This window comes from Futiania mangrovi (assembly GCF_024158125.1).
Lineage (GTDB): Bacteria > Pseudomonadota > Alphaproteobacteria > Futianiales > Futianiaceae > Futiania > Futiania mangrovi.
Map to the genome: position 1 here is coordinate 100,329 of NZ_JAMZFT010000002.1, position 24,309 is coordinate 124,637.

Sequence of the window (24,309 nt, forward strand, 5' to 3'; positions counted from 1 at the left end):
GCGCGGCCCGGTCGAACAGCCACGCCAGCCGGTGGAAGGGCTTGATCTCCTTGCCCTCCAGCCGCTGGAGCACGGGCGCTGTCGCCGAAGTGAAGAGCAGGTAGACCAGCGCAACCGCGATGAAGAAGAGAAACGGCTCGCGCACGGACTTCCCCGCGAGGTCCGCCCGCCGCACGATGTCGTCGAGCCCGATGACGGAGACGAGCGCCGTCGTCTTCATCAGGACGAGCCAATTGTTGGTGAGCCCCGGCAGCGCGTGGCGGATCATCTGCGGCGCGAGCACGTTGAAGAGCACCTGCGCCCGGCTCATGCCATAGGCCTCCGCCGCTTCGATCTGCCCTTTCGGTACCGCGAGGATCGCACCGCGGAACGTCTCGGTCATGTAGGCGCCGTAGATGAAGCCGATGGTCAGGACGCCCGCGATCCACGGGTTCACGTCGATGTAGTCCTCGTGCCCCAGCATCGGGGCAACCCAGTTCACGAAGATCTGGCCGCCGAAATAGATCAGCAGCATCAGAACGAGGTCGGGGACGCCGCGGATCACGGTCGTGTAGGCCGCGGCGGTTCCGGCGGCCACGCGGGAGCGCGACAGCTTCGCCAGTGCGCCCGAAAGCCCCAGCATCAGGGCGATCGCCACGGAAGCGAGGGCCACGGTCACCGTGGTCCAGGCGCCTTCGAGCAGGCTCGGCCAGTATCCGTAGAGATCGAACGGCACGCGCGTTGCCTCCCCCCGTTTCCTGCGGTTCCTTGCCCCTGAACGGCCACGGCCCCCGGACCTTCCGGTCGGGGGCCGTGTCACCCGTCAGTCGACCCGCATCGGACCTCAGCCGCCGTAGACGTCGAAGTCGAAATACTTGTCGTTGATCCGCTGATAGGTGCCGTTTGCGCGCACCTTGTCGATCGCGGTGTTGAAGCACCGGCGCAGGCGGTCGTCGCCCTTGCGGATCGCGATCCCCGCGCCTTCGCCGAACCACTTCGGATCGGTGAGCGAGGGGCCGATGAACTCGAACTCCTCGCCGCCCGGCTGCTTGAGGAAGCCGTCCGAGGCCGCGACGGAATCCTGCAGCGCCATGTCGATGCGCCCGGCCTTGAGGTCGAGGTAGACCTCGTCCTGCGTGCCATAGCGCACGATGTCGGCGTCCGGATAATTGTCGCTGATGTAGTTGTCGTGGATGGTCGCGCGCTGAACGCCGATCTTCTTGCCCTTCAGCCCCTCCGCCGAGATCTCGAAACCCGCACCCTTGCGGGCGATGAAGCGGGCCGGCGTCTGGTAGTACTTGTCGGTGAAGTCGACCTTCTGCCTGCGCTCCTCCGTGATCGACATGGAGGCGATGATCGCGTCGTACTTGCGCGCGATCAGCCCGGGAATGATGCCGTCCCAGTCCTGCTGCACAAGCGTGCATTCCGCCGCCATCGTCTGGCACAGCGCCAGCGCCATGTCGATGTCGAAGCCGGTCAGCCGCCCCTCGGGCGTCACTTCGGAGAAGGGCGGATAAGCGCCTTCGACGCCGATCCGGACTTTCGCCGGGCAATCCTGCGCCACCGCGGGCGTCACGGCCATGGCGAGCGCGACGCCGAGACCTGCAATGAGTTTCTTCACACTTCGTCTCCCTGTCCTGTGCGTGCCTTTTCCGGGCCGGCCTAGCGCCCGCCGATGAACTGGCGGAAGCGTTCCGACGCCGGGGTATCGAACACCTCCGAAGGCGTTCCCTGCTCCAGCACGCGGCCTTCGTGTAGAAAGACTACCCCGGTCGAAACATCCCGCGCAAAGCCCATTTCATGGGTCACGACGAGCATGGTGCGCCCTTCCTCCGCGAGGTCGCGCATCACCTTCAGCACCTCGCCCACGAGTTCCGGATCGAGCGCCGACGTCGGCTCGTCGAACAGCATCACGTCGGGCTCCATCGCCAGCGCGCGGGCGATCGCGACGCGCTGCTGCTGACCGCCGGACAGCATCGCGGGATAGTGATCCTCGCGCCCCGTCACGCCGACCTTGGCGAGCAGCGCGCGCGCCCGTTCCACGGCCTCGCGCCGCGGCACCCCGAGAACGTGGACGGGCGCCTCGATCACGTTCTCCAGCGCCGTCATGTGGGACCAGAGGTTGAATTGCTGGAACACCATGGCCAGGCGCGTGCGCAACCGCTCCACCTGGCGGCGGTCGGCAGGCTCGGCCCGGCCGTCGCGGACCGTCATGGCGATCTCCTCGCCACCCACGACCACACGGCCCTTGTCCGGCGGTTCCAGCATGTTGATGCAGCGCAGCAGCGTCGACTTACCCGACCCGCTCGACCCCAGGATGGAGATGACGTCGTGCCGGCGCGCCGACACCGTGACGCCCTTCAGCACCTCGAGGTTTCCGAAAGACTTGTGGATGTCCTCCGCGAGCAGCGCAACCTCGTGCGCGCCCTGTCCGGCAACGCTGCCGCCGTCGGTGTCGGTCTGGGTCACGCCGATCCGCCTCTCCCTGTCGCCGGGCCATCGGGGCCATGCACACGCCGCAATGGAATATGAGACGGAAAGCGGGGCTGCATGCAACCCCCGCAGCCGCCCACCCGCATCAGAAGCGCTGCCAGAGCCCGAGAAAGAGGAAGGCCGTCTCCTCGCCTGCGCCGAGGTCGCGTTCCACACGCAGACCGCTTTCGAGCGCCGTACCGCCGCCGATCTCCCGAACGGCGGACCCTTCGAGACTGCGGACACCCCCGCCAGACGCGCCTTGCGTGAGCCCGCCACGGGCATAGACGAGCCAGCGTGCAGCCCGGAACCCCGCCGTAAAGGAGATCGCCCCCTCCGCATCTCCGCCCGCGAAGCGGTGAAGATACCCGGCCTCGGCCACCGCGAAGGCGTCGGCGCCCGCGACCGGATGCCCGATCCCGGCGAGCAGGGCGGCACCCGCCTCCCAGGCCCGCGGCGCACGGGCTGGCGCGCCGGACAGCCTTCCGGTCGGCAGACCGGCGCGTACCTCGACAGAGACGATCCAGCCACCCTGCCCGGCCGTGCCCTCCGCCAGGCGCGCCCGGACGAACGGGGCGACCTCCTGCAGATGGATGCCCGATCCGCCGCCGGCCCGCACCGTCCGGTCGGCCCGGGCGGACGCGCCGACCGTCACAGTCTGCCGCCAACCGTAGGCTGCGTAGCCCGTCAGCACGGCACGGCTCTCGCGCCCGGTCGCGGCGTCCGCCCGCTCCGCCCCGAGGCGCACGATGGCCAACCCCTCGCCCTGCTTCTGCGTCCATGCGGCCACGGCGCTGCCGGGAAGCAGAACGCCAACCGCCAGCGCGACCGCAACCGTCCGCGCCAGCACGGCATACGATCGCGTTCCGCTTATGTTCATGCATCCCCCTCCGTGCACATACGAGTGTATGCAAGCAAAAGCTGATTGAATAGTCTTTGCATCAACCAAGAGATGCAGGCTGGCGACAGGCACGCGACGGGGGAGCGCTGTCCGCATGGGGCGGCCGGAGAACTTCACGCTGAACGGGAAAGCGGGCGCGAACGTGCACGCCGGGTCGGGCTTTGCCGAGGCCCCGGCGCGCTTTGCGCACGGTCCCTCCGACGGTGCGGGTGCGATCACGCATGACCCCGCCTCGCCGAGCTTCGCCGATGGCCTGAGCCGCCGCCAGGTCGCATGGGCGCGCGTGGCAGCCTGCGGGCTTGCGCTTCTCGTGATGGCCGATCCGGCGGCGGCGGGGCTGGTGCTGCTGGCCGTGCTATCGGTCTTCTTCCTGGCGCTTGTGCTCCTGCGCCTTGTGCTGATGAGCCTGCCCGCACTGATGCGCGAGGGCCTGGTGCTCGCGCCCGAAGTGTGGCGGGCACGGGTCCGCGACTGGCCGGTTTACACGGTCATGGTCGCGCTGCACCGGGAGGCGGAGGTGCTGCCGATCCTTGTCGATGCGCTGGCCCGGCTCGACTATCCCGGCGACCGGCTGGACGTGAAGCTGATCCTCGAGGAGACAGATCCGGAGACGCTGGCCGCCGCGCTTGCCCTGCCCTTGCCGCGCCACTTCGAGATCGTGATCGTCCCGGACGGCGCACCGCGAACGAAGCCGCGCGCGCTCAACCATGCGCTGCCGCGGGCGCGGGGTGAGTATGTGGTGATATACGATGCGGAGGACCGGCCCGACCCGGACCAGCTGAAGAAGGCCGTGCTGGGCTTCGAGGCCGCGCCGGCCGACACCGCCTGCCTTCAGGCGCGGCTTGCCTATTTCAACGCGGGCGAGAACTGGCTGACGCGCATGTTCGCGATCGAGTACGCGGTCTGGTTCGAGATCCTGCTGCCGGGCCTCGCCGCGCTGCGGCTGCCGGTGCCCCTCGGCGGCACCTCGATCCATTTCCGCACGGACGTGCTGCGCAGCTTGGGCGCGTGGGACGCCTGGAACGTGACGGAGGACGCCGATCTCGGCCTGCGTCTCGCCCGGCGCGGCTGGCGCTGCCGGATGCTGGAGTCGACGACGCTGGAGGAGGCGAACTGCCGCGCGGGCAACTGGATCCGCCAGCGGTCGCGCTGGCTCAAGGGCTATGCCCAGACCTGGTTCGCGCACATGCGGATGCCGGGGGAGTTGCGCCGCGACCTGGGCTGGCGCGGGTTCCTCGGCGTGCAGGTGATCTTCGCGGGCGCAGTGATCGGCGCGCTGGCCCACCCGGTGCTGTGGGCGCTCTACCTCGTCTGGGCGGCGACCGGAACGGGCCGTTTCGACCCGCTGTTCCCGGCGGAGCTTGCGGCCGTCAACACCGGGCTCCTGATCCTCGGCAGCGGCGTCGTGATCCTCTCGGGCATGATCGCGGTCGCGCGGCGCGACGTGGGATGGCTCGTTCCCTGGTGCCCGCTGCTGCTGTTCTACTGGCCGCTGGCGTCGCTGGCGGCGTGGAAGGCCGTCTGGCAGCTTGTCCACCGGCCGAGCTATTGGGAGAAGACGGCGCACGGCCTCAGCCGGGAGACGGAGGCCGCACGCGACGGCGCGCTGGCGCGGCTGGGGCCCTCACGGCAGGTGTCGGGGGTGCCGCGATGATGGCGGGACGGCTGCGGACACCGGCGGCAGGCGTCTGGCTGGCATTGGGCGCGGGTGCATGGCTCGGGGCGGGCCTCGCGGCGCTGATCGCCGCAGGATCGCTTCCTGCTGCGGACGTCGCGGCGCTCGGCCGCGCGGGGGCGGCCCCGCTGGCGGCGCGATGGGAGACGCTGCTGCCCGTCGTCCTCTGGCTGATGCTGGCCTGGCAGGTGCTGGCGGCGTCCGGGCGGCCGCTGTGGCATGGCGCAGCGCTGATGGCGCTCGTGACGCTCAACCCGGTGCTGCTCTATGGCGGGCTCGGCACGCCGGGCGGAGCATGGACGATGCTCGCCACGCTTCTGCTGCTCGACGGGCTCGCGCGGCTGGACCGCGACGAAGGACAGGCGGGCTGGCTGTTGGTGGCAGGGGGTGCGGCGTTGCTGCCGCCTGCGGGACCGGCGGGGCTGGCGCTTGGCCTCGCGCTGCTCCCCGCAGCGTTGCTCGCCGGCCATCGGGGACCAGGGGTGCCTGCCGCACTCGCCCTCCTGACGGTCCCGATGGCAACGACGGCACTGTTCGTCGGCTATGGCGCCTGGGTGACGGAGGCAGGCGGCGTCGACCCGGCGCTTGCCGGGCGGCTCTGGCTACCGCCCCTTCCCGCGCCGGAGACAGCGATGGCCGCGGGAGCCGGAGCACTTGCCGCGGCGCCAGTCGTCCCAGTGGCGATGCTGCTGCGCGGACGCGATCTGCCGCGCCTGGCGCTTTTAGCACCGTTTGCAGCGGTGATCTGGGCGTCGGACGGCGGTGCGGAGACGCTGGCGGCGGCATTCGGCGCGCTGGCGAGTGCCAGCGTCGCGGCGCTTGCAGCGGACGAGCGGACGCGGTTCGGCGCGCTTCTCACGACGGGCGCATGCGTCGCCGGCACGGCGGTCGCGTGGACGGTGGTCCTGAGGGGCATGTGAAGAAAATGGAGCGGGTGAAGGGAATCGAACCCTCGTCGTCAGCTTGGGAAGCTGCTGCTCTACCATTGAGCTACACCCGCGCGCGGCTGACGATCTAGCACAGGGCGCGGCGCGTTTCCATAGGCTGCGCGCGGCCCTTGCGCCCCCGCGACGCGGACAAAAATCTTGACGCTCGTCCGGGCGGGGTCTATCCCCGCGCCTCACGTGGCGATTTGTGCCGACCGGCTTGCGGCCACGGAAAAAACTCGCGCTAAAAGGTCGGGCCCGCGGGACATACCGACGTCACGTCATCCCCCGGCCGCCCCCCGGTCGGCGCAGGACGTTCGAAGGACCCGCCAGCCATGCCGCACGACAGCACCACGCCGAAGACCCTGACCGCGACGCGCGACGCCCGCGCGCTGCATCCCCGCACCCGCATGGTGCACGGCGGGACGCTGCGCAGCGCCTTCGGCGAGACGTCGGAGGCGATGTTCGTCACCTCTGGCTATGTGTACGCGAGCGCCGAGGAGGCGGAGGCGCGCTTCAAGGGGGAGGCGGACGGCTTCATCTACTCCCGCTTCTCCAACCCGACCGTCGCGATGTTCGAGCAGCGGCTGGCCCAGATCGAGGGCGCGGAGGCCTGCACCGCGACGGCGAGCGGCATGTCCGCCGTCACAGCCGCGCTGATGTGCCAACTGTCGGCGGGCGACCACATCGTCGCGGCGCGCGCGCTGTTCGGGTCGTGCCTCTACGTGTGCGAGACGCTGCTGCCGCGCATGGGGGTCGCCTGCACGCTGGTCGACGGGCGCGACACGCAAGCCTGGGCCCGCGCCGTGCGGCCGGAGACGAAGGTGTTCTTCCTGGAGACGCCCTCCAATCCCGGGCTGGAGATCGTCGACCTGAAGGCCGTCTGCGACATCGCGCACGCCGCTGGCGCCCGCGTGGTCGTCGACAATGTGTTCGCGACCCCGGTGCTGCAGCGGCCGATGGAGCAAGGCGCGGACGTGGTCGTCTATTCGGCGACAAAGCACATCGACGGGCAGGGGCGCTGCCTGGGCGGAGCGGTCCTGTCGTCGGAAGCATTCCGCAAGGACTACCTCGAAACCTTCTGCCGCCACACCGGCCCGGCGATGAGCCCGTTCAACGCCTGGGTCCTGCTGAAGGGGCTGGAGACGCTGTCGCTCAGGGTCGAGGCGCAGTGCGCCGCGGCGTCGAGGATCGCCGATGCGCTGGCCGCGCATTCCAACGTCGCCCGCGTGCTCTATCCGGGCCGCGCCGACCACCCGCAGCACGACCTCGCCAGCCGGCAGATGGCGGCGGGCGGCACGCTCGTCACCTTCGACGTGAGGGGCGGGAAGCGGGAAGCGTTCGCAGCGCTCAACCGGCTGGGCATCGTGTCGATCAGCAACAATCTGGGCGACGCGAAATCGCTGATCACGCACCCCGCGACGACGACGCACCAGCGGCTCACGCCGGAGGCGCGCGCGGAACTGGGCATCACGGACGCAACCTTGCGCCTCTCGGTGGGGCTGGAGGACGCCGGCGACCTTATCGCCGATCTTACCGCGGCGCTGGAAGGCTGAGGATCGGGCCGAAACACTCGACTCGGGGCTGCGATAGCCTATCTTGAATATCTTCGTGGCTGGGGACGCAGGGGCATCCATGTATCGTGCCGTGACCGACGGGATCGCCGTAGAGGTGGACGCCTTCTACCTCGACCATGAATCGAGCCCGCAGGAGAGCTATCACGTCTGGGCCTACACCGTCCGGATCACCAACAGGACGACGGGACCGGTGCGGCTGCGCGCGCGGCACTGGATCATCACCGACGGACACGGCCGCCGCCAGGACGTGAAGGGCGCGGGCGTCGTGGGCGAGCAGCCGGTGATCGCGCCGGGCGAGACCTTCGAGTATTCGAGCGGCACCCCGCTTTCCACGCCGTCGGGCATCATGACAGGCAGCTATCGGATGGAAAGCGCCGGCGGGGAGATGTTCGACATCGCCATCCCCGTCTTTTCGCTCGACTCGCCAGCCGCGCGCCGGGTGGTCAACTGAGATCAGGCCAAAGGGTGAACCACGGCGGGCAAGAAGGCGTATACTGAGCGTTCAGAGAGGGCCGCCGCGGCCCTCGCCCCAGGGTTCCGAAGGAGTTTTTCCATGGCTGCTGGCGATGCCGCGCACGACCTGAAGCCCCAAGCCGCGCCCGCGATGCCCCGTCCGGAGCGCGAGGAGGCGGAGCAGGCGGTTCGCACGCTGCTGCGCTGGGCCGGCGACGATCCGGACCGCGAGGGCCTCGTCGATACGCCCAAGCGCGTGGCCAAGGCCTTCGAGGAGTGGTTCGCGGGCTATGACATGGACCCGGTCGCCTATCTCGAGCGCACGTTCGAGGAGGTCGAGGGCTATGACGAGATGGTGCTGCTGCGCGACATCCGCTTCGAGAGCCATTGCGAGCATCACCTCGCCCCGATCATCGGGCGGGCGCACGTCGCCTACCTGCCGACGGGCAAGGTCGTCGGCATCTCCAAGCTCGCCCGCGTGGTGGAGGCGTTCGCCCGCCGCCTTCAGGTGCAGGAGAAGATGACCGCGCAGATCGCCAACACGATCCAGCAGGTGCTGGAGCCGAAGGGCGTGGCCGTGGTGATCGAGGCAGCGCACCAGTGCATGACGACGCGCGGCGTGCACAAGCCCGGCGTGACGCTGGTGACAAGCCAGATGCTTGGCGACTTCCGCACCAATCCGATGACGCGGCGGGAGTTCCTGACGATAATCGGCAACCCGTCGTCGTCGTTCGACGGGTAAGACAGCCGCGGCCTAGGCCCCCGCCTCTCGGTCGTCGAGGAAATCGGCGGGGTCGAACCGGTAGAGTGCGCTGCAGAACTGGCAGGTCGCGCGGATCTCGCCCTCCTCGACCATGTCCTTGAGGTCCTCCTGCCCGTGCAGGCGCAGGACGTTTGCCACCTTCTCGGCGCTGCAGGTGCAGCCGAAGGCGACCCCGCTCTCCTCGAAAACGCGCACGCCGTCCTCGTGGAACAGGCGGTAGAGCAGCGTCGCGGGGGTGAGGTCGGGGTCGATCATTTCCACGTCCTCGACGGACGAGAGCAGGATCCCGGCGCGCGCCCAGTCCTCGGCAGCCTCCTCGGTGTCGAGCGCCTTCTTCGCTTCCTCGCCGCCCTTGCCGAGACGCTGCAGCATGATGCCGCCGCCCCGCCAATGCGCACCCTCGGCGGTGCGGCGGTCGAAGGCTTCGGCGACCGCGAGGCGCATGGAGGTGACGATCTGCTCCGACTGGTCGAAATAGCGCGTCGCCGCCGCGGCGAGCGAGCCCCCCTCGATCGGCACGATGCCCTGGTAGGGCTCGGTATCCGGGCCCTGGTCGATGGTCATGGCGAGGAAGCCGCCGCCCAGCAGCGCGAAGGGATCGGCGTCCGGCCCGGCCGCCGCGACCGCGTCCGCGTCGAAGCCCGCATAGCCCCGCACCTCGCCGCCCGCGCGGTAGTCGGCGACGAGCAGGCTGACCGCCCCCTGCCCCTGCGCCTGGACGGTGAAGCGGTTGCGCAGCTTCAATCCGGAGCCGATCAGCGTCGCGACGAGCAGCGCCTCGCCCAGCAACCGGGAGACCGGCGCAGGGTAGCCGTGGCCAGAAAGCGCACGGTCGATGGCAGGCCCCATGCGCACGAGTCGGCCGCGCACGTGCGCGCCCTCGATCTGGAAGGGGACGACGCGGTCGTCGCGCGTCCCGCCCGCCGGTTCCGGCATCATCTCGGGCTCAGCCATTCCCCAGGCACCACGCGAGCACGCCCTTCTGCGCGTGGAGACGGTTCTCCGCCTCGTCGAACACCACGGACTGCGGCCCGTCGAGCACCTCGGAGGTCACTTCCTCCTCCCGGTGCGCGGGCAGGCAGTGCATGAAGATCGCATCCTTGTCCGCCGCGGCCATCAGACGGGCGTTGACCTGGTAGGGCTGGAGCAGATTGTGCCGCCGGCCCGCATCCTCGTCGCCCATGGAGACCCAAGTGTCGGTGATGACGCAATCCACGCCCGCCACCGCCTCCGCCGGGTCGCGCAGGATGCGCACCCGCGCGCCCTGCGCCCGCGCCCAGTTGACCACGTCGGCATCGGGCTCCAGTTCCGCCGGGCAGGCGACGCGGATCTCGAAATCGAGCCGGGCCGCCGCCTGGATCCAGGAGTGCGCCACATTGTTGCCGTCGCCGGTCCAGGCGACCGAACGGCCCGCGATGGGACCCTTGCGCTCCTCGAAGGTCACGAGATCGGCCATGATCTGGCAGGGATGCGAGCGGTAGGTCAGCCCGTTGATCACGGGCACGGTCGCGTTCTCTGCCAGTTCCGTCAGCGTGTCGTGGTTGCCGGTGCGGATCATGATCGCGTCGACATAGCGCGACAGCACGCGCGCGGTGTCGGCGATCGTCTCGCCCCGCCCAAGCTGCATCTCGGCGCCGGTGAGCATGATCGTCTCGCCGCCCATCTGCCGCATGGCGACGTCGAAGGAGACGCGCGTGCGGGTCGACGGCTTCTCGAAGATCATGGCGAGCATCTTGCCGGCGAGCGGGCGGTCCCCCTCCGGCACGGCGCGGCCGAGGCCGTTGCGCGCCTGCTTGCGGCGCAGGCTCTCGTCGAGGATCCAGCGGAGGTCGCCCGAGGTCACCTGGTCGATATCGAGGAAGTGCCGCGGTCCGCTCATGCGGTCCCCCTTTCCGGGGCGGCCGCAGCGCCCCCGATGTCCGTCAGCACGGTGTCGAACGCCTGAAGCGCCGCGCGGATCTCGTCCTTCTCCACGATCAGCGGCGGCAGCAGGCGCACCACATTGTCGCCCGCGCCGACAGTCATCACGCCGGCGTCGAGCAGCTTGCCCACGACCTCGCCATTGGTCACGGCACCGGAGAGACGCACGCCGCGCATCAGGCCGCGGCCGCGGATCTCCGCCACCAGCGCGGGATGCGCGTCGCGCAGGGCCTGAAGCTGCTGCGCCATGAAGTTGGCCGTGTCGTTGACGCGGTCGAGGAAACCGTCCGCCAGAACGACGTCGAGCACGGCGTTGCCCACCGCCATGGCGAGCGGATTGCCGCCGAACGTCGTGCCGTGGGTGCCCGCGGTCATGCCCTTCGCCGCCTCCGCAGTGGCGAGGCAGGCGCCCAGCGGGAAGCCGCCGCCGATGCCCTTGGCGATGCCCATGATGTCCGGGGTCACGCCCGCGTGCTCGTGCGCGAAGAACCTGCCCGTCCGGCCGACGCCCGACTGCACCTCGTCGAAAATGAGCAGGATGCCATGCTCGTCGCACAACTCCCGCAAGCCGCGCAGGCAGGTGTCGGGAACGGGACGGATGCCGCCCTCGCCCTGGATCGGCTCGATCAGGATCGCCGCCGTCTCCGGCCCGACCGCGGCCTTCACCGCGTCATGGTCGCCGAACGGCACCTGGTCGAAACCCTGAACCTTCGGCCCGAAGCCTTCGAGGTATTTGGGCTGGCCGCCCGCCGCAATGGTCGCGAGCGTGCGCCCGTGGAAGGCGCCCTCGAAGGTGACGATGCGGTACCGCTCCGGCGCGCCGGAGACATAATGGTAGCGGCGCGCCATCTTGATCGCCGCCTCGATCGACTCCGCGCCCGAATTGCAGAAGAACACGGTGTCGGCGAAGGTCGCGGCGGTCAGCCGGTCGGCCATCCGCTGCTGCCCCTCGATCGGGTAGAGGTTCGAGACGTGCCAGAGCTTCTGCGCCTGCTCCGTCAGCGCGGCGACGAGATGCGGATGGGCATGGCCGAGCGCGTTGACCGCGATCCCTGCGCCGAAGTCGAGGAAGCGTCGGCCGTCCGCCGCATACACATGCACGCCTTCGCCCCGGACCGGGGTCATGGCTGCCCGCGCATAGGTTGGCAGTACGGACGAAATCACGGTCGTCACTCCCTCTCTTGCGACGGCTCGCCCTGAAAAACGACGGCCCCGAAACTGGGGCCTGAAACCGTCGGATCCAAAATAAAAAGGAGGCGCGCCGAAGCCGCCCTCCAGAGCCGCGAATTATCCGGTCAAATCCGCGCCAAGTCAACGCCTGCGCGGGTTTCAGCGGGTGCGGGGAGGTTCCGGCAACTCAGGCCTTGAGCCTCCACCCCCGCCGGAACGCCGTGTGGCAGAGCCACCAGAGCCCACCGACGAGCAGCGCCACGTACAGGACGCCGATCAGGACCGATCCGTCCGCATAGCCCGTGACACCGTAGCGGAACCCGTCGATCAGGTAGAAGAAGGGGTTGAGGTGGGCCGCCTGCTGGAACCCCTCCGGCAGGCTGGCGACCGAGTAGAACGTGCCGGACAGGAAGGCGAGCGGCGTGATGACGAAATTGGTGATCGCCGCAAGATGATCGAACTTGTCCGCCCAGATCGCAGCCAGGATGCCCGCCAGCGACATCACGAGCGAGGCGGCCAGCCCGAAGAACAGCACGGCCCACAGATGCACCATGGGCAGCGGCACGACGACCGCCATGCCGATCATGGTGACGCCCGCCACGATCAGCCCGCGCGTCACGCCGCCCATCGCGAAGGCGAAAACCAGTTCACCCGGCCCCAGCGGCGGCATCAGGAAGTCGACGATATTGCCCTGCACCTTGGCGATGGTGATCGAGGATGACGTGTTGGCGAAGGCGTTCTGCAGGATCGCCATCATGACGAGGCCGGGCGCGAGGAATTCCTCGAATGCAAGGCCGCCGACGTCGGGCCGGAGCCGCCCCAGCGCCAGGATGAACACCGCCAGGAAGAGCAAGGTGGTGACCACGGGGGCTGCGATCGTCTGCATCACGACCTTGAGGAAGCGCTGCACCTCCTTGACGTAAAGGGTCCAGACGCCAAGCCGGTTGACCATGGGCACCGTGCGCTCGCCGAACCGGGCGCGTGGGCGCTCAGATGTCATGGCGTGCTCCTTCCTCTCGCAAAGCCCGCACCCCGGCCGCGGGCCAGATTATTTGTGGATAAGCGCGCACGAGCGCACCAAACATGTTGTGTCCCGAGCCAAAGCCGATACAGTATCTGGACATCAGCTTAGAGGGCGGTCGCAAGCAGGACGGCCGGTGGGCGCAAGAGAGGGGTGCGCCGGCCACCGGGGAGTTATGTCCATTTTCCGCCCGTGTCCAGTACGAAGGAGGGGATCCGATGGCGTGGACCGAGGAACGCGTGGCGCTTCTCAAGAAGCTCTGGGCGGAGGGCTGGAGCGCCAGCCAGATCGCGCGCGAGCTGGGAGAGGTCACGCGCAACGCGGTAATCGGCAAGGTACACCGGCTGGGGATTGCGCGCCGTGACGCCGCCCCGCGCCCATCCCGGCCGGAAGCACGCACCTCCGCCGCCAGGAAGCCCGCCACGGCCAGCAAGAGCGAGGCCCGTGCGCGCACGGCGGAGGCCGCGCCGGCCCGCCCCGCCGCCCGGACGCAGACCGCCCGGCCGGTCGCCGCCAAGCCGGTGATCCCGACGCGCTACGAAGTGGTGGAGCGGGGCAAGCCGCTGAGCCTCATGGAGCTGAACGACCGCACCTGCAAATGGCCGATCGGCAACCCGGGCGATGCGGACTTCAGCTTCTGTGGCGAGTCCGTGGTCAGCGGGCACCCCTATTGCCAGGAGCATCTGCTGCGCGCCTACCAGCCGGCGTCGACCCGGCGTGACCGGGACCGCGGGCGCGACGAAACGCCTGCGCTGCCCAACGCCTGAGGGCGAGGACAGGACCCGGACGGCAAAAGGCCCGCATCGCGCGGGCCTTTTTTCTTGAGGAACAACGGACACGGATGCGTCAGTGCCGGGCGAAGGTCTCGTCGATGGCATAGCCGGCTGCGCGGACGGTACGGATCGGGTCGCGCTCGCCCGGACGGTTCAGCGCCTTGCGCAGCCGGCCGATGTGCACATCGACCGTGCGCTCCTCAACCTCGGAGTCCTGCCCCCAGACGGAATCCAGAAGCTGGGACCGGCTGAACACGCGCCCCGGCGCGTCCATCAGGCGCGAGAGCAGCGTGAACTCCCGCGGACCCAGCGCCACCTCGCGCCCCGACCGGCGGACCCGGCGCGCGGTGCGGTCGAGCACGATGTCGCCGAACTCAAGCACGTCCTGGGCGAGTGCTGGCCGGATCCGGCGCAGCACCGCACGGATGCGGGCGAGAAGCTCGGAAATGGAAAAGGGCTTGGTCAGATAGTCGTCGGCACCGGTGTCGAGGCCACGGATGCGGTCCGTCTCCTCCCCGCGCGCCGTGATCATGATGATCGGCAGGTTGCGGGTTTCGCTCCGGGCCCGCAGGCGTCGGCAGATCTCCAGCCCGGAGACCGTGGGCATCATCCAGTCCAGCAGCACGAGATCGGGCGCGCGCTCGTCCACGAGCAGCAGCGCCTGGTCGCCGTCGTCCGCCTCGATCACCTCGAAATCCGCCTTCTCGAGATTGTAGCGCAGAAGCGTGCGCAGCGCGTCCTCGTCCTCGGCGATGAGGATCAGGGGCTTCATCCCTTGCCGCCCCCTGCCAGCCCGGCAACGCCTTCCGTCGCCGTGGTGTCGGCCTTGGGCCGCTCTCCGGCCAGCGGGCGGCCCGTGACGAGGTAATGGACCGTTTCGGCGATGTTCGTCGCGTGGTCGCCGATCCGCTCCAGGTTCTTGCCGACGAAGAGGAGGTGAGTGGCCCGGCCGATGGTGCGGGGATCCTCCATCATGTAGGTCAGAAGCTCGCGGAACAGGCTGTTGTAAAGTTCGTCCAGCGTCTGGTCCCGGCGCCACACGGCGAGCGCCATCTCCACGTCGCGCGCCGCGTAGGCGGAGATCACCTGGTGCACCTGCCGGATCGCCTCGGCGCCGATCCGGTCGATGGCGAAGAGGTTCGGGAACGGCGTCTCGACATTGATGGTCTGGGCGCGCTTGGCGATGTTCTTGGCGAGGTCGCCGATCCGCTCCAGCTCGATCGAGATGCGCATGGCGGCCACGATCTCGCGCAGGTCGACCGCCATCGGCTGGCGCAGCGCGATCACCCGCACGGCAAGCTGTTCGACCTGGCCTTCGAGGTCGTCGATGCGGATGTCCTCCGCCACGACCTCTTGGGCGAGGCGGCTGTCGCGCTTGACGACGGACCGGATGGCGCGCGCAAGCTGCTCCTCTGCGAAGCCGCCCATCTTGGCGATCATGGCCGAGAGCCGCTCGAGCTCCGCCTGGTAGGCCTTGACCGTGTGAAGCTGTTGATCGTGGTCAGCCATAGCGCCCTGTAATGTAATCCTGCGTGCGTTGATCGGAGGGCGTGGTGAACATCATGTCCGTGGACCCGTGTTCGACCATTTCGCCCAGGTGGAAGAAGGCCGTCTGCTGCGAAACGCGGGCGGCCTGCTGCATCGAGTGGGTCACGATGACGATGCAGTAATTGTCGCGCAGCTCGTCGATCAGTTCCTCGATCTTCGCGGTCGCGATGGGGTCGAGCGCGGAGCACGGCTCGTCCATCAGGATGACCTCGGGGCTGACCGCGATGGCGCGCGCAATGCACAGACGCTGCTGCTGCCCGCCGGAGAGCCCGGTGCCCGGCGCATCCAGCCGGTCCTTCACCTCGTCCCACAGCGAGGACTTGCGCAGGGCCGTCTCGACGATCTGGTCGAGTTCCGTCTTGTTGCGGGCAAGCCCGTGGATCCGAGGCCCATAGGCGATGTTCTCGTAGATCGACTTCGGGAACGGGTTGGGCTTCTGGAACACCATGCCGACGCGGGCGCGCAGTTCCACCACGTCGAGGTCGGGGTCGTAGATGTCGCGCCCGTCGAGCGTGATCGCGCCCGTGACGCGGCACCCCTCGATCGTGTCGTTCATCCGGTTGAGGCAGCGCAGGAATGTCGACTTGCCGCACCCCGACGGCCCGATGAAGGCGGTCACGGAGCGTGCAGGAATGTCGAGCGTGACATTCTTGAGCGCATGGTTGTCGCCATAATGCACATTGACGCCGCGCGTCACGAGCTTGACCGGCAGCGCGCTCTCGGCCGCACCGGTCCCGGCGAGGACATCGGAAGTCCCGGTCTCGGCAAAGGGTTCCGTTGTTGCGTGCTTCATGAGGGTGGGTCCTTGGTTCACGGGGGCCGGCCTCACCAGGTCCGCTCGAAACGCTGGCGCAGGAAGATGGCAATCCCGTTCATCACGATGAGGAAGCCGAGCAGGACAAGGATCCCCGCGGAGGTCAGCGCGACGAAGCCGCGCTCCGGGCTGTCGGCCCAGATGTAGATCTGCGTGGGCAGCGCGGTCGCCGGATCCATGATGCCGCCGGGCGGGCTGGTCAGGAAGGCGTTCATGCCGATGAGCAGGAGCGGCGCGGTCTCGCCCAGCGCCTGCGCAAGGCCGATGATGGTGCCGGTCAGGATGCCGGGAACGGCGAGCGGCAGGACGTGGTGCAGGATCACCTCGTGTTTCGACGCTCCGACGCCGAGCGCGGCCTGCCGGATCGACGGCGGCACGGACTTCAGCGCTGCCCGCGTCACGATGATGATGGTCGGCAGCGTCATCAGCGACAGCACCATGCCGCCGACAAGCGGGGCCGAGCGCGGCAGGCCGAAGGTCTGGATGAAGAGCGCAAGGCCAAGCAGGCCGAACACGATGGACGGCACCGCCGCGAGGTTGTTGATGTTCACCTCGATCAGGTCGGTGATGCGGTTCTTCGGCGCGAACTCCTCCAGATAGACCGCAGCAGCGATGCCGAGGGGGAAGGAGATCAGGAAGCAGACGAGCAGCGCGTAGAACGACCCCACGACGGCGCCCGCGAGGCCCGCAAGCTCCGGGAACCGGCTGTCGGCGTCGAGGAAAAGGCCGCTGTTGAAGACCTTCTCGACACGGCCCTGCGCCTCGAGCTGTTCGAACCAGGCGATCTCACGGTCGGAAACGCGGCGGCGGTTTTCCGGCAGCGTGCGGTCGATGACACCCTTGGAGAGCTGGTCGAAGGGATCGGAGACCGGCACGCTGACCGCGAAGGTCTTCCCGATCAGCCCCGGGTCCGCGGCGACCATGTCGCGCACCTTGAGCGACGCGCCCCGGCTGAGGATGCCGTTCAGGTCCCGCAGCGCGCGGCGGTCGGTGACCTCGGGGAAGAGCGCGCCGAAGCTGTCCGCCACGATGGCTCGGTAGTTCGCTTTCGCCGGATCAGCGGGATCGGCCGCGCCGGCCGGAACGGTCACGTCGATGGTGACCACGGTCTCCACGAAGGCGAGGTAGCCCTTGGCCACAAGCGACACGATCAGGATGCCGAGCAGGCCGATCGCCACCGCGATGGCCGCGATGCCGTAGAGCTTCAGCCGGCGGTCGGCGGCATAGCGCCGGCGCCGGCGCGCATGCGCCTGCGGGGAACTCCACTCGAAGGAGGATGTCTCGGTCGCGTCGGTCATGGGCTTACTCGTATTTCTCGCGGTAGCGCTGCACGATGCGGAGCGCCACGACATTGAGGCACAGCGTGACGAGGAAGAGCACGAGGCCCAGTGCGAAAGCGGCGAGCGTCTTCGGATTGTCGAACGCGGTGTCGCCGATCAGCATGGTGACGATCTGAACGGTCACCGTGGTCACCCCGTCGAGCGGGTTGGCGGTCAGCGTCGCCATCAGGCCCGCAGCCATCACGACGATCATGGTCTCGCCGATCGCGCGGCTGAGCGCCAGAAGGATGCCGCCGACGATGCCGGGCAGGGCGGCGGGCAGCAGCACCTTGGTGATCGTCTCCCCCTTGGTCGCGCCCATGGCGAGCGAACCGTCGCGCATGGCACGCGGCACCGCCTTCAGCGCATCGTCGGACAGCGACGAGATGAACGGGATGATCATGATGCCCATGACGCCGCCCGCGGCGAGCGCGCTGTTGGGCGACACGGTAATGCCGATGACGCTGCCCGCCTCGCGTACCGCCGGCGCGACGGTCAGGACCGCGAAGAAGCCGTAGACGACGGTCGGCACGCCCGCGAGGATCTCCATGATCGGCTTGACCACCGCCCGCACCCGCCGGTCGGCGTACTCGACGAGGTAGATCGCCGAGAAGAGGCCGATGGGCGTCGCGACCAGCATGGCGATCGTCGCGATCAGCAGCGTGCCCGTGAACACCGGCACCGCACCGAACGCGCCCGCGCCCGCTACCTGGTCGGCGCGGATGGCGATCTGCGGCTCCCAGTTCAGGCCGAAGAAGAACTCGTGCGGCGGAACGAGCTTGAAGAACTGGACGGCCTCGAACACCAGCGAGGCGATGATGCCGAGCGTCGTGAAGATCGCCACCACGGAGGAAAAGATCATGAGCCCGCTCATGGTGCGCTCGAACCCCTGGCGCGCCCGGAAGCGCGGGCTCAAACGGGAGCGGACGCCGAGAAGCAGCAGGATCATCAGCGCGACGGCGACCACCAGCATGGCCCAGCGCGCGATCCCCTCCCACCGCAGGAGCGTCTCACCTGCGACGATGACCTCGGGCGACGGCGTGCCGAATATGCGTCCGGCGGCGACATTGCGGATCTCGCTCAGCAGCAGCGCCTGCTCGGCCGCACTGGCACCCGCGGTCAGGGCCTCGGGCAGCGTCGCAAGGATCAGCCGGTCGAGGACCGTTCCCTGCAGCAGGAGCCAGAGAAGAACGAGGACGAAGGCCGGCATCCCGACCCAGATCGCCACATAGGCACCGTGATAGACGGGCCGCGAGTGCACCTCGGGCCCATGCGCGGCGACGAAGCGTCGTCCGCTCGACCGCCCCACGTAGAAGGCGATCAGGCTGAAGGCCACAATGGCGAGGAGGATGAAGCCGGTCACGGTAAGCGGTCCGCCTTTTCGTCTTGCCCAGTTTGCCCGGAACCGGCCAGGCTCCGGAACTGCGCAAGGCCGACCGGCAGGGGGCGCCCCCGGAACCGGCCGGCCCGCGCGTCATCGGATCAGCTGCCGTAGCGGCCCATCATGGCCCCTTCGACCGCCTGCGTGCGGACGTCCTCGCGCTTGGCGTCGGACATCGGGATCAGGCCGCGCTCCTCGAGGTAGCCGCCGGGGCCCATGGCCTCCTCGGAGACGTATTCCTCGACGAACTCCTGAAGCCCCGGGATCACGCCGCGGTGCGCGTTCTTCACGTAGAAGAACAGCGGGCGCGACACGGTGTAGGACCCGTCGGCGATGGTCTCCTCGTTCGGCAGGACACCGTTCACCGCAACGGCCTTCAGCGTGTCCTGGTTCTCGTAGAGGAAGGAGTAGCCGAAGATGCCCAGCGCATGCGGATCGGCCTGCAGGCGCTGAACGATCAGGTTGTCGTTCTCGCCGGCCTCGATGAACGGACCGTCCTGGCGCATGCGGCCGCAGACTTGCTTGCGTTCCTTCTTGTCGAGGGCCTTGATGGCTCCGAACGCCTCGCAGCCTTCTTCCATCACCAGCTCGACGAAGGCGTCGCGGGTGCCGGACGTGGGCGGCGGCCCGAAGACCGTGATCTCTTCCTTCGGCAGCGACGGGTCGATGTCGCTCCACATCTTGTAGGGATTGTCGACGATCTTGCCGCCGACCTCGACCTTCGCGGCCAGCGCCTGGAAGATCTGGGCCTTGGTCAGGTCGAATTCCGGCCCTTCCTGCGAATGGGCGATGGAGAGGCCGTCGGAGCCGATCTGCACCTCGGTGATGCTGTCCACGCCATTCTTCAGGCAAAGCTCGAACTCGGACTTCTTCATCGCCCGCGATGCGCCGGTGATATCCGGATGATCGACGCCGACGCCGCCGCAGAAGATCTGCATGCCGCCGCCCGTGCCAGTCGACTCGACGACCGGTGCGTTGTAGCCCGCAGCGCCGAATTCCTCGGACACCGCCTGGGTGTAGGGGAACACCGTGGACGAGCCGACGATGCGGATCTGATCGCGTGCCTCTGCCGCGCCGACGATGGCGACCGATGCGACGGCAGCGAGGCCCAGTGCGTTCAGTTTCATGACTCCCTCTCCGTATCCTGGAGTTTCCGGCCGCCGCGGATCGGCGTCCGTCTGGGGAGAGCAGTTACCGGGGCTCTGTTACACCTTTGTGACAGGCAGGCAAAGGGATTGTGACAAGCCGCGCGCCGGAGATCAGGATACGCGGGCGCGCAAGGGAACGACATTGCCGTCTTCCGCCGCGCTTCCGGCCGCCAGGGGCAGCCAGACCGTGAAGGTGGATCCCTCGCCTGGCTCGCTCTCGATGTCCAGCACGCCGCCATGCCGGTTGACGATGTGCTTCACGATGGCGAGACCGAGACCGGTCCCGCCGCGGTTGCGGCTTTCGGCGGCGTTCACGCGGTAGAACCGCTCGGTCAGCCTCGGAATGTGGTCGCGCGGGATGCCGATGCCGCGATCCACGATGGCAATGCCGATCATGGCGGGCGCAGGAGGCTGCCCCTGCGCAAGCCGCAGCACGACCGGGGTGTCGGGCCGTCCATACTTCAGGGCGTTGTCGACGAGGTTCTGGAACACCTGGGTCAGCTGGTCGGCGTCGCCCGGCACGAAGACCGGAACTTCCGGCAGGTCGAGCGCAAGCGTCATCCGCCTCTCGACCGCGACGGGCCGCAGCGCGTCGAGCGCTTCCGACAGCAACCGGCGCAGATCGGCCGTGCCCGAGGGCGGCACGTGCTCGTTGAGCTCGATCCGGCTCAACGAGAGCAGGTCGTCGATCAGCCGCCGCATCCGCGCGGCCTGGGCGGCCATGATGTCGAGGAATTGCGTACGCGCCTCGGCATCGTCGCGGGCCGGGCCCTGCAGCGTCTCGATGAAGCCAGCGAGCGAGGCGAGAGGCGTGCGCAACTCGTGGCTCGCATTGGCAACGAAGTCTGCCCGCAACTGCTCCACCCGGCGCACCGCGCTGATGTCGAAGCAGGTCACGAAGGCCGCAGGCGCATCCTCCCCCGCCTCGCCGGCACGGCCGGCCAGCGGCGCCACGGTTGCGCCGAAATGCCGCTCGACCGGCACGCGGACGGCAAAATCCACCTGCTCGGCCTCGCCGCTCTCGATCACGCGCTCCATCGCGTGGACGAGGGCAGGGTGGCGCAGGGCCGAGGTCATGTGGCGGCCCGTTGCCAGTCCGCCGAAGGCGCGGCGCGCCGCTTCGTTGGTGAGCAGCACACGCCCGCGCCGGTCGACGAGGACGAGCGGCTGGGGCAGAAGCTCCAGCACGTCGCGGTAGGAGATGGGCGGCGCTTCGGCGCCGGACGCGGGGGGCTCCGCTGCTGCCGGCGCGGGGGTCACCGGCTCAGCGCCCCCCCGCATGGATGCCCAGAGCAACGCGGCGGCCGCCACCCCCCCGGCAACTGCCAGCGCCACGCCGAGCGGCAACGGAACCGCCGTGCCTGCAGCAGCCGCGAGTGCGGCGCCGGCGATACCGGCACAGACCAGCGCGCCCCCTGCAATCGCCGCCCGCATGGAACGGGGACGCGGGCGGAACCGGGCCTCGGCGGGCGATCCGAATCGCATGGCGGCACCCTTCCTTAAGGACATCGGACGAGGCATTTCATCGGGGCATGACCGTTTCGTGACATGGCATGTAAGATTTTCGTCACGCCAATGCCACACGGCAAGCCGCCGCGCTCCCGGGCCGGCATGGCGACCCCGGCAGGATTCGAACCTGCGACCTACGGATTAGGAATCCGTTGCTCTATCCTGCTGAGCTACGGGGCCATCGCGCCGGTCCGGGACATAGCAGAACTCGCGCGCGGAGGCGAGAGGTTCGGGGTGCGGCGGCGATGGCCGGGGCACGCCCCTACTCCGCCACGACCGTCCGCGGCATGGACACGCGCGGCGGCGAAGACTGGATCGGCGACGGGGCCGCCTTTCCGTTGGGCGCTTCCAGTTGCGTCTCGAGACGCTGACGTTCAGATCGATCTACAAACCAAAGCGCTGAAGAAATGCCGATCGCAAAGAGCGCCACGCAAATCGAAATAATCGTAAGAATTATCCCGAAACGCTCCGCGAAGCTCGCATCCTTTTCGCTCCATCTACGCCATTGCCACCATCTCTTTGGTTTGCGGCGCGCTTCGTCGAGCGAAACGACGATCAAAATTGCAAGGTCGACAAGGCAATCATGCTGAACCTTGGAAAAGACTGGAGGGTCTTCCCCGAATTTCAGGCTTTGGCGCGCGCTGTCGGAAACCAGCCGCGTGACAGCCGCAATGCGGCTCTCATCGTCAGGAATGTTCCGATAGGAGCGGAACTCGCGCCCGAGCTTGCGCAGGCTTTCCTCGTTCTGGCCCTCTCCGCCGCTCAAGACCGCCGACCTCACGCCACCGCTGCAACCAATCTATTGGTCTAAGCAATGCAGCAAGTCGGAGCAAGTCTAATCCTGGTCGAGAAACACAGATGCGAAGTGTGCCGCGTCTTCCTTGGAGAAACTCTTCGCATGCAGCCCCTTGACGATGCCGTCGTAGGTCAGCGTCTCCCCGCGCATCATCATCGGATAGAGCACCTCGGAGATCGCCTTGATCTGGTGCGGCTTGTAACCCGCGGATTCGAGAGCAATTTCCAGTCTTGCCATCAGGACGTGAATACGTGCGTTCCTGATCCGGCGGCGGGTTTCATCGCTGCCGGGGGAAGATATGTGGCCGGAGGAGGGTTTTGCCGACCCTCGCGGCCCGAGCGCCGATTGGCCCATGTCAGTCCCTGTCCCTTTTGGCCCGCGCGGCCCGAACACATACCCGCCGCGAAACCGGGCACAAGATTCACGCATGAAATGCAAACTCCGGTCAAGCGAAACCGTTCCACGCGCGAAATGGAGTCGCATGTCCAGTCAAGCAAAATCCTAGCAGAGCGGCGCACGCACGGGGATAAGTTTTCCGGTCAGGCGCGCGGCGGGAGCCAGGCGCTGTCGCGTGCGCGGTCGCGCAGGCGGGCGGCGCGGGCGCGGATCTCCTCAAGCTCGGCGGGCGGCTTTCGGCCGAGGTTCTTCAGTTGCATCGCCATGCGGCGGTTGGCGCTGAACCTTTGCGCGTGCCGGTCGAGGAAATCCCAGTAGAGCGTGGTCATGGGACACGCGTCCGTGCCCGTCGCCTTTCCCGGATCGTAGCGGCAGGAACGGCAATGGTCGCTCATCCGGTCGATGTAGCGCCCCGACGCGCAATATGGCTTGGTGCCGACGATGCCGCCGTCGCCGAACTGGCTCATGCCCAGCACGTTCGGCAGCGACACCCAGTCCACCGCGTCGGCATACATGGAGAGGTGCCAGCGGTGCATCTCGTAAGGGTCGACGCCCAGCAACTGCGCGAACAGCCCCAGCACCATCAGCCGCTGGATGTGGTGGGCATAGGCGTGGCGCTTCAACTGCCCGACGGCGTCGGCGAGGCAGGCCATCTCCGTCTCGCCGGTCCACAGCACGGCAGGGGCAGGCAGGTCCGCGCCGAGCGCGTTCATCTCCGCATAGCCCGGCATCTTCAACCAGTAGATGCCGCGCACATACTCCCGCCAGCCGACGATCTGGCGGATGAAGCCCTCGACTGCGTTCAACGGTGCCTCGCCCGCGTCATGGGCCGCGACGGCGCGCGCGACGAGGTGGCGCGGGTCCAGCAGGTGCAGGTTCAGCGCCGCCGACAGGCGCGAGTGCCAGAGAAAGGGCTCCCCCGCCGCCATCGCGTCCTGGTAACGCCCGAAGTCCGCAAGCCGCCCGTCGAAGAAGTCGCGCGCGGCAACCAGCGCCTCCGCATGCGTGACCGGCCAGTCGAAGCCGTCGAGGTCGCCCGGCGCATCCGGAAAGCGCCGCGCCACCATGTCCATGACCTCGCGCGTGACGGCATCGGGCCGGAAACGGCGCAGGTGCGGCACCTCGGGAGGGCCGGATTTCCCGAAGCTCTCCCGGTTCTCGGCATCGAAGTTCCAGGCGCCGCCGACGGGTGCATCCCCGTCCACCAGGATCGCGTCGCGGCGGCGCAGATGCCGGTACCAGTATTCGAGGACCAGCTCCCTGCGGCCCTCTGCCCAGGCGGCGAATTCCTCCGGCGTGGAGAGGAAATGCCGGTCGGGCAACATGTCGAGGGGGAGGCCCGCCTCCTCCGCCGCCCCTTCCAACAGGCGCGCGACACGCCAGTCGCCAGGCAGGACCGCAGCGATGCGTTCCGGCCTGTGGCGGGCGACGGCGCGCGCAAGCTCGCCCTCGAACGTGCCGGCGTTCTCGGCATCGTCGAGGCGCACATAGTTGACGGGCCGCCCCTTCTCTGCCGCCTCCGCCGCATAGTGGCGCATGGCGGAGAAGAAGAGGACGAGGCGCTGGGCATGCTGCGGCACGTAGGTGGCCTCGTGCGCCACCTCCATCATCAGGACGCGGTCGCGGGCCGGGTCGAAGCCGTCGAACAGGGCGCTGTCATGGTTCAGCTGGTCGCCGAACACGATGGCGAGGGTACGGGTCATGGCCCGTGATCTAGCGCGCCATCACGTTGCCGTCATCGGGCAACGCCACGACTTCACGGAAGGCG

At 68.5% G+C, this 24,309-nt stretch carries 23 protein-coding genes, 2 tRNA genes, 1 pseudogene and 1 riboswitch; of the genes and pseudogenes, 6 read left to right on the top strand and 20 right to left on the bottom strand.

What is annotated here, in order from left to right; all coding sequences use genetic code 11:
• Positions 1 to 55: 55 nt before the first annotated feature.
• From NJQ99_RS16370 to NJQ99_RS07365, 4 genes and pseudogenes are all read right to left on the bottom strand, one after another.
• Positions 56 to 715, bottom strand: a pseudogene (locus NJQ99_RS16370) (ABC transporter permease); the annotation flags it as partial.
• A gap of 108 nt (positions 716 to 823) precedes the next feature.
• A complete protein-coding gene (locus NJQ99_RS07355; protein ID WP_269332183.1) occupies positions 824 to 1,600 on the bottom strand; it encodes an ABC transporter substrate-binding protein in 777 nt (258 codons plus the stop codon).
• Positions 1,601 to 1,641: 41 nt separating this feature from the next.
• Entirely contained in the window at positions 1,642 to 2,448 is an 807-nt protein-coding gene (locus NJQ99_RS07360; protein WP_269332184.1) for an ABC transporter ATP-binding protein, read from the bottom strand.
• A 109-nt stretch (positions 2,449 to 2,557) separates the two neighbouring features.
• The gene (locus tag NJQ99_RS07365) at positions 2,558 to 3,331 is read right to left on the bottom strand and encodes a hypothetical protein (RefSeq protein ID WP_269332185.1); all 774 of its coding nucleotides are present in this window, start codon (positions 3,329 to 3,331) and stop codon (positions 2,558 to 2,560) included.
• 115 nt (positions 3,332 to 3,446) lie between these two features.
• Between NJQ99_RS07365 and NJQ99_RS07370 the strand changes: the two genes are divergently transcribed.
• Together NJQ99_RS07370 and NJQ99_RS07375 are read left to right on the top strand one after the other, a co-directional pair.
• Entirely contained in the window at positions 3,447 to 5,006 is a 1,560-nt protein-coding gene (locus NJQ99_RS07370; RefSeq protein ID WP_269332186.1) for a glycosyltransferase family 2 protein, read from the top strand.
• Positions 5,003 to 5,947, top strand: a complete 945-nt coding sequence (locus NJQ99_RS07375) for a hypothetical protein (protein ID WP_269332187.1) — start codon at positions 5,003 to 5,005, stop codon at positions 5,945 to 5,947. Before NJQ99_RS07370 ends, NJQ99_RS07375 begins: the two co-directional genes overlap by 4 nt.
• Positions 5,948 to 5,953: 6 nt before the next feature.
• Here NJQ99_RS07375 and NJQ99_RS07380 read toward each other — a convergent pair.
• Positions 5,954 to 6,027, bottom strand: a tRNA-Gly gene (locus tag NJQ99_RS07380).
• 114 nt (positions 6,028 to 6,141) lie between these two features.
• A riboswitch (SAM riboswitch) is annotated at positions 6,142 to 6,221 on the top strand.
• 67 nt (positions 6,222 to 6,288) lie between these two features.
• On the opposite strand from NJQ99_RS07380, the gene metZ reads away from it, so the two are divergent.
• From metZ to folE, 3 genes are all read left to right on the top strand, one after another.
• Positions 6,289 to 7,509, top strand: coding sequence for an O-succinylhomoserine sulfhydrylase (metZ, locus tag NJQ99_RS07385; RefSeq protein WP_269332188.1), 1,221 nt, complete (start codon positions 6,289 to 6,291; stop codon positions 7,507 to 7,509).
• A gap of 79 nt (positions 7,510 to 7,588) precedes the next feature.
• Positions 7,589 to 7,981 (top strand): Co2+/Mg2+ efflux protein ApaG, encoded by a 393-nt coding sequence (gene apaG, locus NJQ99_RS07390; RefSeq protein WP_269332189.1) that lies wholly within the window; start codon positions 7,589 to 7,591, stop codon positions 7,979 to 7,981.
• Between the two features lie 102 nt (positions 7,982 to 8,083).
• Positions 8,084 to 8,725: a GTP cyclohydrolase I FolE gene (gene folE, locus NJQ99_RS07395; RefSeq protein WP_269332190.1), complete on the top strand. Its 642-nt coding sequence runs from the start codon at positions 8,084 to 8,086 to the stop codon at positions 8,723 to 8,725.
• Between the two features lie 12 nt (positions 8,726 to 8,737).
• On the opposite strand, the gene NJQ99_RS07400 is transcribed toward folE, so the two are convergent.
• The 4 genes from NJQ99_RS07400 to NJQ99_RS07415 form a co-directional block, all read right to left on the bottom strand.
• The gene (locus NJQ99_RS07400; protein WP_269332191.1) at positions 8,738 to 9,700 is read right to left on the bottom strand and encodes an Hsp33 family molecular chaperone; all 963 of its coding nucleotides are present in this window, start codon (positions 9,698 to 9,700) and stop codon (positions 8,738 to 8,740) included.
• Entirely contained in the window at positions 9,693 to 10,625 is a 933-nt protein-coding gene (argF, locus tag NJQ99_RS07405; protein ID WP_269332192.1) for an ornithine carbamoyltransferase, read from the bottom strand. Before argF ends, NJQ99_RS07400 begins: the two co-directional genes overlap by 8 nt.
• Positions 10,622 to 11,830: an aspartate aminotransferase family protein gene (locus NJQ99_RS07410; protein ID WP_269332193.1), complete on the bottom strand. Its 1,209-nt coding sequence runs from the start codon at positions 11,828 to 11,830 to the stop codon at positions 10,622 to 10,624. The genes argF and NJQ99_RS07410 overlap by 4 nt, the downstream gene beginning before the upstream one ends.
• A gap of 193 nt (positions 11,831 to 12,023) precedes the next feature.
• Positions 12,024 to 12,836 carry an ABC transporter permease gene (locus tag NJQ99_RS07415; protein WP_269332194.1) on the bottom strand — a complete coding sequence of 271 codons (813 nt, stop codon included), beginning with the start codon at positions 12,834 to 12,836 and terminating at the stop codon, positions 12,024 to 12,026.
• Between the two features lie 239 nt (positions 12,837 to 13,075).
• On the opposite strand from NJQ99_RS07415, the gene NJQ99_RS07420 reads away from it, so the two are divergent.
• Positions 13,076 to 13,624, top strand: coding sequence for a GcrA family cell cycle regulator (locus tag NJQ99_RS07420; RefSeq protein WP_269332195.1), 549 nt, complete (start codon positions 13,076 to 13,078; stop codon positions 13,622 to 13,624).
• A gap of 79 nt (positions 13,625 to 13,703) precedes the next feature.
• Here the strand turns inward: NJQ99_RS07420 and phoB are convergent, their stop codons facing one another.
• The 11 genes from phoB to NJQ99_RS07475 all read right to left on the bottom strand — a co-directional run bounded on the left by phoB (position 13,704) and on the right by NJQ99_RS07475 (position 24,244).
• On the bottom strand, positions 13,704 to 14,402 hold the full coding sequence (phoB, locus tag NJQ99_RS07425) for a phosphate regulon transcriptional regulator PhoB (protein ID WP_269332196.1): 699 nt from the start codon (positions 14,400 to 14,402) through the stop codon (positions 13,704 to 13,706).
• Entirely contained in the window at positions 14,399 to 15,139 is a 741-nt protein-coding gene (gene phoU / locus NJQ99_RS07430; protein WP_269332197.1) for a phosphate signaling complex protein PhoU, read from the bottom strand. The genes phoB and phoU overlap by 4 nt, the downstream gene beginning before the upstream one ends.
• The gene (pstB, locus tag NJQ99_RS07435) at positions 15,132 to 15,971 is read right to left on the bottom strand and encodes a phosphate ABC transporter ATP-binding protein PstB (RefSeq protein WP_269332198.1); all 840 of its coding nucleotides are present in this window, start codon (positions 15,969 to 15,971) and stop codon (positions 15,132 to 15,134) included. The genes phoU and pstB overlap by 8 nt, the downstream gene beginning before the upstream one ends.
• Before the next feature lie 32 nt (positions 15,972 to 16,003).
• Complete coding sequence (gene pstA, locus NJQ99_RS07440) at positions 16,004 to 17,290, bottom strand: phosphate ABC transporter permease PstA (RefSeq protein WP_269332199.1); 1,287 nt, start codon at positions 17,288 to 17,290, stop codon at positions 16,004 to 16,006.
• A gap of 4 nt (positions 17,291 to 17,294) precedes the next feature.
• Positions 17,295 to 18,674 carry a phosphate ABC transporter permease subunit PstC gene (pstC, locus tag NJQ99_RS07445; RefSeq protein ID WP_269332200.1) on the bottom strand — a complete coding sequence of 460 codons (1,380 nt, stop codon included), beginning with the start codon at positions 18,672 to 18,674 and terminating at the stop codon, positions 17,295 to 17,297.
• A 119-nt stretch (positions 18,675 to 18,793) separates the two neighbouring features.
• Positions 18,794 to 19,819 (bottom strand): PstS family phosphate ABC transporter substrate-binding protein, encoded by a 1,026-nt coding sequence (locus NJQ99_RS07450; protein ID WP_269332201.1) that lies wholly within the window; start codon positions 19,817 to 19,819, stop codon positions 18,794 to 18,796.
• Positions 19,820 to 19,951: 132 nt separating this feature from the next.
• On the bottom strand, positions 19,952 to 21,325 hold the full coding sequence (locus NJQ99_RS07455; protein WP_269332202.1) for an ATP-binding protein: 1,374 nt from the start codon (positions 21,323 to 21,325) through the stop codon (positions 19,952 to 19,954).
• A 127-nt stretch (positions 21,326 to 21,452) separates the two neighbouring features.
• Positions 21,453 to 21,529, bottom strand: a tRNA-Arg gene (locus tag NJQ99_RS07460).
• Between the two features lie 82 nt (positions 21,530 to 21,611).
• Entirely contained in the window at positions 21,612 to 22,115 is a 504-nt protein-coding gene (locus NJQ99_RS07465) for a hypothetical protein (RefSeq protein WP_269332203.1), read from the bottom strand.
• A 69-nt stretch (positions 22,116 to 22,184) separates the two neighbouring features.
• Positions 22,185 to 22,382, bottom strand: coding sequence for a hypothetical protein (locus NJQ99_RS07470; protein WP_269332204.1), 198 nt, complete (start codon positions 22,380 to 22,382; stop codon positions 22,185 to 22,187).
• Between the two features lie 302 nt (positions 22,383 to 22,684).
• Positions 22,685 to 24,244, bottom strand: a complete 1,560-nt coding sequence (locus NJQ99_RS07475) for a cryptochrome/photolyase family protein (RefSeq protein WP_269332205.1) — start codon at positions 24,242 to 24,244, stop codon at positions 22,685 to 22,687.
• Positions 24,245 to 24,309: the final 65 nt, after the last annotated feature.